Below are 12,307 nucleotides of genomic sequence, written 5' to 3' on the forward strand. Positions count from 1 at the left end.
GTGAGGGGAGCTTTCGGGGTCGATTCCCCTTTCCCCGGCGGCGCCCCCGCGATAGGCGGGAGGGATCAAGATGTCACATCCATACCGCTTCCACCGTAGTCTCCCGATGGCATCCGATTCCTCTTCCACCCCCCCTTCGCACCCGGAGGCGCCCGCCGCCCTGGGGCTCTTCGCGGCTTCGTTCTACGAAAGCCCGGTCATCATGACCCTGTCCCGGCTCGACGACGGCGTGCTGCTGGACGTCAACGAGAGCTTCACCCGCACCTTCGGCTGGCCCCGGGATGAAGCCATCGGCCGCTCGTCCCTGGAGCAGGGGCTGTGGGTCGACCCCCTGGCCCGCCGCGCCATGCAGGACGCGGTGACCCGCCACGGCCGGGTGCGTGACGTCGAACTCGTCGGCCGCACCCGCGGGGGCGAACTGCGCATCTGCCGTCTGGCAGCAACCCTCATCGAGGCCGGCGAACAACGGGTGATTCTCAGCAATATCGTCGATTGCACCGAAGAGCGCCGCAAGGAGACCCTCATCCGCGACTTTCGCCAGCGCATGGAAGTCGCCTTCGGCGTCAGTCCGGTGGCGATTTCCATTTCCGAGCTGGAAACCGGCCGCTACATCGATGTGAACGAGGCCTACGCCAGGACCTTCGGCTGGTCCCGCGAAGAGGTTCTGGGACGCAGTTCGCTGGACATCGGTCTCTGGGCCGGCTCCACCGCCCGCGATGTGTGGAAGGAGCGCTTGCGCCGCGAAGGCCGGGTAGGCGACTACCTGACCGAAATGCGCGACCGGGCGGGCCGTCCCCACTGGATTCGCCTGTCCGCCCAAACCGTCGATTTCGACGGAAGCTTGCGCGTCTTTGCCTATCTGCTCGACGTCACCGAAGAAACCCGGGCCGAGGAGGCCCTGCGCAAGGTCAGCCTGGCCGTGGAGCAGAGCCCCAGCGGCGTCCTCATCACCGACCTGGAACGCCGCGTCGAGTACGTGAACGACGCCTTCCTCAGGGCCACCGGCTACAGCCGCGAAGAACTGCTGGGACGCACGCCCCGCATGCTCCATTCCGGCCTCACCTCCCCCCAGACCCACGCCGACCTGCGCACCGCCCTGGACGCCGGACAGGACTGGAAGGGAGAATTCGTCAATCGCACCAGGGACGGCCGCCACATCGCCATGGCGGCCCACATCTCTCCGGTGCGGCAGGCGGACGGCAGCATCAGCCACTACCTGGCCATCGAGGAGGACATCACCGAGCAGAAAAGCCTGCTGGCCGAACTCGAGGCCCATCGCCACCGCCTGGAAGAACTGGTCACCGCCTGCACCGAGCAACTCGCCGAAGCCAAGGCCGTCGCGGAACAGGCCAGCCAGGCCAAGAGCGCCTTCCTGGCCAACATGAGCCACGAAATCCGCACGCCCATGAACGCCATCATCGGCCTCACCCGGCTGGCTGCCCGCCAGGCCGAAAACCCGGAGCAGCAGGACCGTCTGCGCAAGGTGGGCGAAGCGGCCCAGCACCTCCTGTCCATCATCAACGACATCCTGGACATTTCCAAGATCGAATCGGGCAAGCTCACCCTGGAGTCGGCCCCCGTCTCCCTGGCCGACTGCTTCGCCCGCGCCCGCGTCCTGGTGGCCGACCGGGCGGCGGCCAAGGGACTGCGGCTGCGCCTCGATCTGGACCCGGCCCTGCCGCCGGTACTGCTGGGCGATGCCCTCCGCCTGGGGCAGATCCTCATCAACTTCGCCAGCAACGCGGTCAAGTTCACCGACCAGGGCGAGGTCTGCCTGGGTGCCCGCCTGCTGGGTGCGGACCCAACCCACGCCCAGGTACGCATCCAGGTCAGCGACACCGGCATCGGCATCGCCTCGGCGGATTTCGGCCGCCTCTTCCAGGCCTTCGAGCAGGCCGATTCCTCGACGACCCGCCGCTTCGGCGGCACCGGCCTGGGGCTGGCCATCAGCCGCAAGCTCATCGAACTCATGGGCGGCCGAATCGGCCTGGACAGCCGGCCCGGCGTGGGCAGCACCTTCTGGTTTTCCCTCTCGCTCCCCATCGCCAGCACCATGGCGCCCCCTCAAGTCCCTTTGCCCTCCCCGGCCGACGCGGAATTTCGCCGCCAGGCCAGCGGCGTCGCCCTCCTTCTGGTCGAAGACAATCCCATCAATCAGGAAGTCGCCGGCGCCCTCCTCGCCGAGGCGGGCTTTAGCGTCACCACCGCAGACAATGGGGCCGAGGCCGTCGACAAGGCCCTCTCCGGCCACTACGCCCTGGTGCTCATGGATATCCAGATGCCGGTCATGGACGGCCTCGAAGCGACGCGGACCATCCGCTCCGCCCCTGGTGGAGCAAGTCTGCCCATCATCGCCATGACCGCCAACGCCTTCGGAGAAGACCGGGAGCGCTGCCTGCAAGCCGGCATGAACGATCACGTCGCCAAACCGGTCGACGCGGCGCTCCTCTTCGCCACCCTGGCCCGCTGGCTACCCCGCCGCAACGCGGCCACCCCCAGCCCTGCCCCCAGTTCCCCGGCCGTGCCACCGGAGGCCTTGCCGCCGGCCGAAGGGGATGAGGCCGCCGTTCTCCAAACCATCCCCGGCCTGGATGTCGATCTTGGCCTGAAGAGCGTCCGGGGCAGGGTTACCAGCTACCGGCGCATGCTGGTCAAGTTCGCCGCCAACCATCGCGACGACCCCCACAAGCTGCGGCAGGCCCTGGCCGCTGGCGATGGCGGCGAAGCCCGGCGCGTGGCGCACACCTTGAAGGGCGTCAGCGCCATGCTGGGTGTGGTCGAAGTGCAGGCCCACGCCACGGCCATCGAACTCGCCTGCCGCGAAGAACGCCCGACCGCAGAGATCGCCCCCATGACCGACGCCCTGGAGGCCACGCTGGGCGCCACCTGCGCCGCCGTGGACGCCTTGCCCGCGGAGACGGCACCCCCGGGGAACCTCACGCCGGGCTGAACCACCGAGGAACCCCTCGGGCGTTGCTCAACGTCTTCCATGGGGGGACAGGCTTCCGGACTCAAAATCCGGGTCGGCGGCCTTGGCTAACTTAGTTCGGAGCGTGGGTGAGAGGCGGTTGAACCGTTCAGCCCGACCGCTTCTGGGCCCCTCGAGAGGAGCCGAGCAACGCCCCCACGGTGCAGCGGGGGCTCCCGGGCTCACAGGTACCAGTCGTAGGGCGACTGGCTATGGGGCGTGCGCACGAAGCGCTCGAACTGGAGCGGTTCCACTGGCCGGCTGAAGAGGAAGCCCTGGGCCACGTCGCAGCCGCAGCTGCGCAACAGGGCGACCTGGGCGGGCGTTTCGACCCCCTCGGCGACCGCCTTCAGTTCGAGCACGTGGGCCATCTGGGTGATCATGCGCACGATGGCGGTGTCCTCCTCGTTGGCGCTGGCGCCGACGATGAAGGAGCGGTCGATCTTGAGCTTGTCCACGTTGAAACGGCTGAGGTAAGCCAGGCTGGAATAGCCGGTGCCGAAGTCGTCGATGGCGATGCTGCTGCCCAGGGATTTGATTTCGCGGATGACCTCGCGCACGGCCTGGCTGTCCTGCATGAGGGTCGATTCGGTCAGTTCGATCTCGATCAGGGAGGGGGATATGCCGGCTTCCCGGGTGGCGGCGGCCAGGAGTGCAGGAACGTCGGCGCGGTAGATCTGCTGGCCGGAGACATTCACCGCAATGCGCGCCGGCAAGCCCGAATCGAACCACAGGCGGGCCTGGCGACAGGCCTCCCGGAGCGCCCATTCGCCGATGGGCAGGATGAGCCCGGTCTCCTCGGCGACGGGAATGAAATCGACCGGGCTGATGGTGGCGCCGTCGGGCTGGATCCAGCGCAGCAGGGCCTCGCTGCCCAGCATGGCGTTGTCGGCGATGCCGATCTGGGGCTGATAGTGGAGACGGAATTCACCGGAGGACAGCGCCCGGTGCAGGCTATTGACCAGGGTGTGGCGGCGCACGGCGTCGTCGTTCATCTCCTGGCGGAAGAAGCTGAAGCTGCCGCGCCCGCGCTCCTTGGAGTGGTACATGGCCATGTCCGCCTTCTGCAGCAGGGCGTCGAAATCGCTGCCGTCGCTGGGGGCCATGGCGATGCCGATGGAGACCGAGGTATTGATGAGCTGGCCGCCTATCTGGAAGGGGTGGCTCATGGCGTCGATGATCTTGCCGGCCGTGGCGGCCGCGGCGACCGGGGTGTCCATGTCGTTCAGCAGGACGATGAACTCGTCGCCTCCCTGGCGGCTGATGGTGTCGCATTCCCGCAGGCAGGCCTTGAGGCGCCGCACCACGGCGATGAGCAGGTAATCGCCCACCCGATGGCCGAGGGAATCGTTGATGCGCTTGAATTCGTCCAGGTCCAGGAACATGAAGGCGAGACTGCGGCCGCTGCGTCGGGCGGCTTCCAGGGCCTGACCGAAGCGGTCCCGCAGGAGAAGGCGATTGGGCAGGGCAGTGAGGACATCGTGGTGGGCAAGAAACTGGATCTTTTCTTCCGCTGCCTTGCGTTCGGAAATGTCCTGGAAGGAGCCGATGAACTGGGTCGGCGCGCCAGATTCGTCGTATACGGCCGTGATCGACAGCCACTTGGGATAAATCTCGCCGCTCTTTCTGCGGTCGATGATTTCGCCATCCCAGCGGCCGGCCTCCAGCAAGATCTTCCACATGTTCGAGTAAAACTCCGGGGGGTGGGCGCCGGACTTGAACAGGCTGGGATTCTTGCCGAGAACGTCGTCCACTTCGTAGCCGGTGATGGTGGTGAAGGCTCGGTTCACGTCGATGATGCGGCCGTCGCTGTCGGTGATCATGAGGGCGTCTGAACTGTGCTCGAAAACGGTGCGGGCCAGCCGCAACTGGGCCTCCTGGGCGCGCCGTTGGGTGATGTCGGCGAAGACCCAGATCGATCCGGCCTGGGGAGAGGTCTTGTCCAGGGGCCGGCCGGTGCGGTGGCACCAGATGGCCTGGCGGTCGCGGCGGACGAAGCAGTACTCGTGGTCGCTGTACCCCGCCCCCGCCAGTTCGCCGTAGGCCAGGGCGCCGTCGGTTTCCCACTCCTCGCGAGAGGGGTAGAGCAATTCGGTCGTCTTGCCGATCAACTGGGCCGGTGACTCCCAGCCGAACAGTTCCGCCATGCGGGCGTTGGCGCTGACGATGACGCGATCGCGCAGATGGACGATGCCCACGTGGGCGTTCTCGAAGGTCAGGCGCAGTTCGTCGAGGAGTTCGCGGATACGACTTTCCTGGCGACGTCTTTCCGTGACGTCGCTCAGAGTGAGGACCGTCCCTCCGTCGGGGAGGGGGGCCTGCCGCAGTGCCAGGATGCGGCCATCGTCCAGGCGAATCTCGCGGGGGCCGTCGGCGGGGTCCGATTCCCGGGGCGCAGCGAGGGTGGCGGGCAGGGCTGCCCGGGCAGCCCCCCGGGCCAGGGCCGACTCGTCGAGGCGCAGCATGTCGGCGCAGCGGTCATTCCAGGCCACGAGGCAATCCCGGGCGTCGAAGACCACGACCCCCTGGGCCAGATTGTCCAGGGTGGTTTGCAGCAAAAGGGCCTGGGCTGCCAATTCCTCTTCGCGGCGGCGGGTCTCGCTCTCCTTGATGTCGCTGATGTCCGCGTAGGTGCCGACGACACCGCCTTCCGCGGTGGGGTGCTCGGAAATGTGCAGCCAGAAGCCCTCGCTTACCTGAATTTCCCGCCGCACCGGGGTGCCGGATTTGGCCAGCGCGTGAACCTCCGCCCAAGTGGCGAGCCAGGCGCACTCGCCCTGCGGGTGGCCGAGGGCGGCGAGGACTTGCGCGAAGCTCATGCCGGGGACGAGGGCCGCGCCCGGGCCGGTTTTCTCCCAAAGGGCGAGAAATTCCGGATTGGCCATCAACAGCCGGTCGTCGGCGTCGAAGAGCACAAAGCCATCGGCACTGGCGCCGATGGCTTCGAAGAGCCTTACCCGGGCCGCTTCCACCGCCCGCTTTTCCTCGGCCAGGGCCGCGTTGCTCTTTTGCAGGGCGGCCATGGCGCGGTCGAGCAACTGGGTCCGCTCGCGGACCTGCTCCCCCAGGAGCACCGAGGCCTGGAAAAAGCTGTAGTCGGAGCCCTGGGCGTCCATGCCCAGTTCGACCCGGTCCATCAGGACGTGGATGATCTTGTCCCGCCGCGCCAGTTCATCGGCCACCTCGGCCGGCAGCGCGGCGCGTTCGAAACCGGGAGCGTCGCCGATCATGGGCGGGCCTCCTGTGTGGGCTGCCCGAAGGCGACCCCGGTGAAGGTCTGGTTCACGTGAATTCCCTTGTGCAATTCGCCGAAGGTGGAGAACCCGACGACGCGATGCCGACGCAAGGCGGCCGAGATCACTTCGGTGAGGCCCTTCTGCCGAAATTCGAGATTACGCAGGATGCAGTCGCAGGCCAGGACGGCCTCGGGCTCGCCGATCTCCTCCTCCACCCGGGCGAGGGCGCTTTCCAGGTTGGCCAGGGCGTCGAGCCCCTGGGCGCGGGAAAGGACGATGCCTTCGTCGATGGCGCAGTAGAACGACAGGCTGTGGTCGGGATTGACCTTCTGGATCGAGCGCACGTACTCGCTGCCGCCGATACGCACCACCACCGGGTAGGCCGCGAAGGCCATGGGGTCCAGGTTGGCGACCGGAACGCCGACGATGCGGGCGTACTCGAGGGCGGCGGGAAACCCGTTGATCTCCGTCACCACCCGCTCCGCCGGGCGGGCGCCGGTGACCACCATGCGTTCGTCGGTACGCTGGAAGTGCTGCGTCTTGACCACCCGGAAGGGCAGGTCGGTGCTGATGAGGGCGAGTACCGCCGCGTCGCTTTGGGCGCTGCCGTCGTGAAAGACCTGGGTCTGGCGAAAGTGCAGGGAATCCCCGGCTGAGCCGCCGACGACCGGAATGTCGCCCAGGACGAGCTGGACCGCACGGCCCACCGGCTCCTCGCGCAGGGAAAGGCCGTCCACCAGCAGGAAGGCCAGGGAATTTGGAAAACCGAGGGCTTCGCGCTGCAGGGTGCTGCGGTGCAGGGTATCTTCCACCCGCCGCTGGCAGTCGGCCAGATCGAAAGCAGAGAGCCCGGGAATCAGGACCGTGGCGGCGGTGAAATCGGCGGCGGCAAAGCCTATGGCGACGACACTGTCGTTGGTGTAACCATCGGGGCCGATCTCGCCCGCCGTGGTACAGCCCGCCAAGGCCACCGGCGGAGGAAAGGCCTGGCGCAGGGCGGCCGCGAGTTGCGCCGGATCCTGGGCGTCGGCGGCGAAGCACAGGACCAGCGCTGGTCTGAAACCCGCCATCTGGCCGGCAATTTCGGCCACTGCGGAGGCAGCGCTGGAAGCCCGGGAAAAAGCAACCCGGATCGAAGTCATGGTGATGTCTCTCTCTTTTATCGGGATCGCTCTGACGCGATCCGCAGGTATTTCATCTGATTCTAATTCACTGTCGGGAAAAATCTATTACTTTAGTAATGGGTCTGTGCATCCATCGGGGAGGGGGCGTCCCGATTTCTGCGGGCTGAGTTCCTGTTGCCAGCACCCCTCCCCAAGGGCGGGAAAGGAAAGGGATGCATCATCTCGGTGCGTGCGACGCCCCCCGAGCACCGGGAAGCGGCATAATTTCACGCTTTGGGGGCTTTCCCCCTGGTGGCATGGAAGGTGCTGTAGTTCTCTGGCAGACCTCTTTTTTTGATCGAGCGGGTGGACCATGAATTTCTATAACGAGATGACCGACGTCGGCGGCACCATCAGGGACCATTACGTCCATTACGCCCGCTGGCTTGAGGAGACGCCGGCGGAACGCATCACGCGCAAGCGGGCGGAAGCCGATCTGGCCTTTCACCGGGTGGGGATCACCTTTGCGGTCTATGGCGAGGAAGCCGGCAAGGAGCGTCTCATCCCCTTCGACATCATCCCGCGCATCATCCCCGCCGCCGAGTGGCGCGCCCTGGAGTCCGGCCTGCGCCAGCGGGTGAAGGCCTTGAACAGCTTCCTGCACGACATCTACCACGAGCGGGAAATCCTCAAGGCCGGCAAGATCCCCGCCGCCCAGGTCCTCGACAACGCCCAGTTCCGCCCCGAGATGCAGGGCGTCGACGTACCCGGCGGTATCTACGCCCACATCGCCGGGGTGGACGTGGTGCGCGCCGGAGCGGGCGAGTTCTACGTGCTGGAGGACAACCTCAGGGTGCCCTCCGGCGTCTCCTACATGCTGGAAGACCGCAAGATGATGATGCGGCTCTTCCCCGAACTCTTCGCCCGCCACAAGGTGGCGCCGGTGCAGCATTACCCCGACATGCTGCTGGAGAAACTTCGGGCCGTGGCCCCCAAGGGGGTGAGCAATCCCACCGTGGTCGTCCTGACGCCGGGAGCCTTCAACAGCGCCTATTTCGAGCACACTTTCCTGGCGCAGCAGATGGGGGTGGAACTGGTGGAGGGGCGCGATCTCTTCGTGGCCAAGGACCAGGTCTTCATGCGCACCACTCAGGGGGCCCACAAGGTCGACGTCATCTACCGCCGCATCGACGACGATTTTCTCGACCCCCTCGCCTTTCGGCCCGATTCCGCCCTGGGGGTGCCGGGCATCCTCAAGGCCTATCAGGCGGGCAATGTCACCCTGGCCAACGCCATCGGCACCGGGGTCGCCGACGACAAGTCCATCTACCCCTACGTGCCGGACATGATCCGCTTCTACCTCGGTGAGGAGCCCCTGCTCAACAACGTGCCCACCTATATGTGCCGCAAGCGGGACGACCTGGATTACGTCCTGGCCCATCTGCCTGAACTGGTGGTCAAGGAGGTCCATGGTGCCGGCGGCTACGGCATGCTGGTGGGGCCGGCGTCCCCTCGGGAGCAGATCGAAAAGTTCCGCCAGCGCCTGCTGGCCAGGCCCGAGGGCTACATCGCCCAGCCGACCCTGGCGCTCTCCAACTGCCCCACCTTCGTCGAGGAAGGCATTGCGCCGCGCCACCTGGATCTGCGGCCCTTCGTGCTCTCCGGCCAGGACGTCGACATGGTGCCGGGCGGGCTCACCCGGGTTGCCCTCACCGCGGGATCCCTGGTCGTGAACTCGTCCCAGGGCGGGGGCACCAAGGACACCTGGATTCTCGAGGACTGAGAAAGGAATACGCCATGCTGAGCCGTACCGCCGACCACCTGTTCTGGATGGCCCGCTACATCGAGCGGGCCGAGAATCTCGCCCGCCTCCTCGACGTCACCTGGCAGATGTCCCTGGTGCCTCAGTCCGTCGAGGCCGCCAACCAGAGCTGGAACGCCATCATCGCCCTCAACAGCCTGGAGGAGGCCTTCGCGGCCCAGTACCCGGCGGTGACGGGAGACAATGTCCTGCGCTTCATGGTGAGCGATGCCGCCAATTCGGCCTCCATCCACAGTTGCCTGCGCCTGGCCCGGGAAAACGCCCACGCGGTGCGCGGGACCATCACCTCGGAAATGTGGGAGACCATGAACGCCACTTGGCTGGAGGCCCGGGAGCAGAGTTTCGAAAGAATCAGCGCAGCCGGCATCGGCGAGTTCTTCGAATGGGTGAAGATGCGCTCTTCCCTCTCCCGCGGCGTCACCATCGGCACCCTGCTGCAGGACGAAGCCTTTCACTTCATCCGCCTGGGCACCCTGCTGGAGCGGGCCGACAACACTGCCCGCATCCTGGACGTGAAATACCACGTCCTGCGGCCCCTGGGCCACGAGGAAGCCACGGATTTCTACCAGTGGGGCGCCCTGCTGCGCTCGGTCTCCGCGTTCGAGAACTACCGCAAGGTCTACCGCGACGTCATCACCCCCGAGCGGGTGGCGGAACTGCTCATCCTGCGCAGCGACCTGCCCCGCTCCCTGCACTTCTGCCTCAACGGCGTGGTCAAGAACCTGGAACTGGTGGCCAACACTCACTGCGGCGAGACCCTGCGCCAGGCGGGCATCCTGCACGCCAGGCTGCACTACGCCCGGGTGGGGGACATCCTGGACCAGGGTCTGCACGAGTGGCTGACCGATTTCATGGACTGCATCTACGAAATCGGCAATGGCATCAGCCGCGACTTTCTGGTGGCCGACAGCGGCGGGGTCTGATCCAGGAGGGTCCCGCTCAATCCGCGTCGGCTGCTACAGGGGCGGTGGCCTCGGCCACCGAGCGGGCGAAGGACGTGATCCCCGCCGTCTTGACGTAGATGCAGCGCTTGCCGCTGCGTTTGCACTGTTCCTTCACCCGCCAGCAGGCGTTATGGCTGATGCAGCCGGCCTGGCAGATGACCAGATCGGCGGCGGCCAGCACCCCGTCGATGCGGTGCACGCTCTCCTCCAGGCCGCCGTCGTGGTGCAGGAAGCGGCCGCCGCGGGATTCCACCAGTTGCCGGTAGGCGTCCACCGAGCCGGAGCGGCCGCCCACGCAGAGGATGCAACGCCCCGCCAGGGCCTCGGGTTGTGGCCAGGGCTTCCGCACTCGGCCCGCATAATTTCCGCTCATGCCGACATGAAGGCTGCCAGCTTCGAGTACATCGAGGTCTTCTACAACCGCAAGCGGCAGCATTCGACACTCGGTTGTAAGTCGCCGACTCAGTTCCTCGAACGCTGGATCAGCGAGCAGCATCAAGAAAAACAGGCAGCATGAAACCCACCCTTTGGCAGACGAAAAACCGAGGGAACCTCACATTGCGGGGTGGTCCCCCGCTCGCCTCACGCCGCTTCGGCCACGCTGAACCCCACCCCGCAGCCCGAGGTGACGATTTCCTTCACCGCGCAGTGGGCGATGGATTCCAGCACCCGGGCGCGCTGCTCCGGGGAGAAATGCTCGGGGAAATGCACTTCGGTCTTGAAGCGGCCCAGGCTCACGGCGCCGCCTTGTCCGGCGACGGGGCGGCATTCGATGTGGATGCCCTCCGGCGACTGGCCGATTTCCTTGCAGGCCTTCTTGGCATAGACCGCGGCGCAGCCCGCCAGGGTGGCGTAGAAAGCCTCCAGGGGGTTCATGAGAGAGCCATCGACGGCGTAGCGGACCTGATGCCTCTGGCCGGAGACGGTGATGACGGGGGATTCGGAAACATCGACGGAGTACATGGTGTCCTTTCGTATTGATATTTGGTGAATTACTGATATGCCGGTGAAAAAAAATCAGTCTTTTCGGGCGGGAGCCTCGAAAAGCAGGATCCCGGCCACCAGGGCGCCCAGAAAAACCATTCCCTGGACCGAGCCCGTACCGGCCAGCACCAGGGCCGGTCCCGGGCAGATACCGGCCAGACCCCAGCCGATGCCGAACAGGGCGCTCCCCGCCAGCAGCCGCTGATCTATCCCGCCCACGGCCGGGAGGCACATGGACTCGCCCAGGAGCGCCACCTTGCGCTGCCGGGCGAAGCGGTAGGCAAGGGACGCCGGCAGCAGGGCGCCGGCCATGACCAGGGCCAGGGAAGGATCCCAGGCGCCGGCCAGGTCGAGGAAACCGAGCACCCGAGCGGGGTCGCTCATGCCGGAGACGATGAGACCGATCCCGAAGAGGAGTCCCACCGCAAAGGCGCCGAGGGCGTTCATGCCTGCCCCCCCAGGGCATGGCGCAGGACCAGGACGGTGAGGAATCCGGTCCCCATGAAGGTCGCCGTCGCCGCCAGGGAGCGCGGCGACAGGCGCGCCACGCCGCAGATGCCGTGACCGCTGGTGCACCCGGACCCCAGGCGGGCACCGAAGCCCACCAGGACGCCGGCCACCGCCAGGAGGGCCAGGGGCGTCTCGACCACGGCAGCGGAGGGAGTCGCCAGAGCCCCGACCAGGACGGGAGAGAGGAGCAGGCCGGCGACGAAGGCCGCCCGCCACAACCAGTCCCGTCTTCCGGCCGGCAGCAAGACGCCGCCCAGGATGCCACTGACGCCGGCGATGCGGCCCGAGAGCAGCAGCAGGAGCGCGACCGCCAGGCCGATGAGCAGGCCGCCGGCAAAGGCCTGGCCGCCGAGGGATGCAAGGAGATCAAGACGCATGGTCGGCGCAGCCCGTCTGGGGGCAGAAGAGACTGTAAAGGGTATCGAGGAGCGCCTGCACCCGGGGGTCGGCGATGGCGTAGAACATGCGCTTCCCCTCCCGGCGGGTGCTGACCAGACCCTGGGCGCGCAGGACAGAAAGCTGCTGCGAGAGGCTGGGCTGGTGCAGGTCCAGGAGGTTTTCCAGTTCGCTCACCGAGCGCTCGCCCTGGGTGAGCTGGCACAGGAGGAGCAGCCGGTTCTCGTTGGCCAGCACCCCCAGGAGGGCAGTGGCCTCCCCGGCGGCACGGCGCATGGCATCTACGGCGAAGGCAGTGGTTTCGGGCATGTCTGTATATTATCGATTGCTGATGTACAACATTC

Annotated in this window: 11 protein-coding genes; 4 read left to right on the plus strand and 7 right to left on the minus strand. The window is 66.7% G+C overall.

Features of this window, described 5'->3' with window-relative positions; translation table 11 throughout:
• The first annotated feature begins 106 nt into the window (after positions 1-106).
• Entirely contained in the window at positions 107-2,950 is a 2,844-nt protein-coding gene (locus tag IPM73_11480; GenBank protein MBK8918633.1) for a PAS domain S-box protein, read from the plus strand.
• A gap of 200 nt (positions 2,951-3,150) precedes the next feature.
• Here IPM73_11480 and IPM73_11485 read toward each other — a convergent pair whose 3' ends face one another.
• Both IPM73_11485 and IPM73_11490 read right to left on the minus strand, forming a co-directional pair.
• Positions 3,151-6,198, minus strand: coding sequence for an EAL domain-containing protein (locus tag IPM73_11485; GenBank protein MBK8918634.1), 3,048 nt, complete (start codon positions 6,196-6,198; stop codon positions 3,151-3,153).
• The gene (locus IPM73_11490; GenBank protein MBK8918635.1) at positions 6,195-7,274 is read right to left on the minus strand and encodes an FIST C-terminal domain-containing protein; all 1,080 of its coding nucleotides are present in this window, start codon (positions 7,272-7,274) and stop codon (positions 6,195-6,197) included. Before IPM73_11490 ends, IPM73_11485 begins: the two co-directional genes overlap by 4 nt.
• A 406-nt stretch (positions 7,275-7,680) precedes the next feature.
• Between IPM73_11490 and IPM73_11495 the strand changes: the two genes are divergently transcribed.
• Together IPM73_11495 and IPM73_11500 are read left to right on the plus strand one after the other, a co-directional pair.
• Positions 7,681-9,090 (plus strand): circularly permuted type 2 ATP-grasp protein, encoded by a 1,410-nt coding sequence (locus IPM73_11495; protein MBK8918636.1) that lies wholly within the window; start codon positions 7,681-7,683, stop codon positions 9,088-9,090.
• A gap of 14 nt (positions 9,091-9,104) precedes the next feature.
• Complete coding sequence (locus IPM73_11500) at positions 9,105-10,052, plus strand: alpha-E domain-containing protein (protein MBK8918637.1); 948 nt, start codon at positions 9,105-9,107, stop codon at positions 10,050-10,052.
• Positions 10,053-10,068: 16 nt separating this feature from the next.
• On the opposite strand, the gene IPM73_11505 is transcribed toward IPM73_11500, so the two are convergent.
• Complete coding sequence (locus IPM73_11505; protein ID MBK8918638.1) at positions 10,069-10,509, minus strand: DUF2325 domain-containing protein; 441 nt, start codon at positions 10,507-10,509, stop codon at positions 10,069-10,071.
• Between IPM73_11505 and IPM73_11510 the strand changes: the two genes are divergently transcribed.
• Positions 10,453-10,590, plus strand: coding sequence for an IS3 family transposase (locus IPM73_11510; GenBank protein ID MBK8918639.1), 138 nt, complete (start codon positions 10,453-10,455; stop codon positions 10,588-10,590). The two genes, IPM73_11505 and IPM73_11510, sit on opposite strands and share 57 nt — an antisense overlap.
• A gap of 65 nt (positions 10,591-10,655) precedes the next feature.
• Here the strand turns inward: IPM73_11510 and IPM73_11515 are convergent, their stop codons facing one another.
• From IPM73_11515 to IPM73_11530, 4 genes are read right to left on the minus strand one after another with little or no spacing between them, the layout of a single operon-like run.
• Entirely contained in the window at positions 10,656-11,036 is a 381-nt protein-coding gene (locus IPM73_11515) for an OsmC family protein (GenBank protein ID MBK8918640.1), read from the minus strand.
• Between the two features lie 54 nt (positions 11,037-11,090).
• The gene (locus IPM73_11520) at positions 11,091-11,504 is read right to left on the minus strand and encodes a hypothetical protein (GenBank protein ID MBK8918641.1); all 414 of its coding nucleotides are present in this window, start codon (positions 11,502-11,504) and stop codon (positions 11,091-11,093) included.
• Positions 11,501-11,944 (minus strand): YeeE/YedE family protein, encoded by a 444-nt coding sequence (locus IPM73_11525; protein MBK8918642.1) that lies wholly within the window; start codon positions 11,942-11,944, stop codon positions 11,501-11,503. Before IPM73_11525 ends, IPM73_11520 begins: the two co-directional genes overlap by 4 nt.
• Positions 11,934-12,239: a helix-turn-helix transcriptional regulator gene (locus IPM73_11530; protein ID MBK8918643.1), complete on the minus strand. Its 306-nt coding sequence runs from the start codon at positions 12,237-12,239 to the stop codon at positions 11,934-11,936. Before IPM73_11530 ends, IPM73_11525 begins: the two co-directional genes overlap by 11 nt.
• Positions 12,240-12,307 lie beyond the last annotated feature (68 nt).

This window comes from Betaproteobacteria bacterium (genome assembly GCA_016720065.1).
GTDB lineage: Bacteria > Pseudomonadota > Gammaproteobacteria > Burkholderiales > Rhodocyclaceae > SSSZ01.

Coding starts and splice junctions, on each gene's coding strand:
- IPM73_11515 (MBK8918640.1), bottom strand. CDS start 11,036: ATGTACTCCGTCGATGTTTCCGAATCCCCCGTCATCACCGTCTCCGGC.
- IPM73_11525 (MBK8918642.1), bottom strand. CDS start 11,944: ATGCGTCTTGATCTCCTTGCATCCCTCGGCGGCCAGGCCTTTGCCGGC.
- IPM73_11495 (MBK8918636.1), top strand. CDS start 7,681: ATGAATTTCTATAACGAGATGACCGACGTCGGCGGCACCATCAGGGAC.
- IPM73_11480 (MBK8918633.1), top strand. CDS start 107: ATGGCATCCGATTCCTCTTCCACCCCCCCTTCGCACCCGGAGGCGCCC.
- IPM73_11520 (MBK8918641.1), bottom strand. CDS start 11,504: ATGAACGCCCTCGGCGCCTTTGCGGTGGGACTCCTCTTCGGGATCGGT.
- IPM73_11485 (MBK8918634.1), bottom strand. CDS start 6,198: ATGATCGGCGACGCTCCCGGTTTCGAACGCGCCGCGCTGCCGGCCGAG.
- IPM73_11530 (MBK8918643.1), bottom strand. CDS start 12,239: ATGCGCCGTGCCGCCGGGGAGGCCACTGCCCTCCTGGGGGTGCTGGCC.
- IPM73_11500 (MBK8918637.1), top strand. CDS start 9,105: ATGCTGAGCCGTACCGCCGACCACCTGTTCTGGATGGCCCGCTACATC.
- IPM73_11490 (MBK8918635.1), bottom strand. CDS start 7,274: ATGGCGGGTTTCAGACCAGCGCTGGTCCTGTGCTTCGCCGCCGACGCC.
- IPM73_11505 (MBK8918638.1), bottom strand. CDS start 10,509: ATGCTGCCGCTTGCGGTTGTAGAAGACCTCGATGTACTCGAAGCTGGC.
- IPM73_11510 (MBK8918639.1), top strand. CDS start 10,453: ATGAAGGCTGCCAGCTTCGAGTACATCGAGGTCTTCTACAACCGCAAG.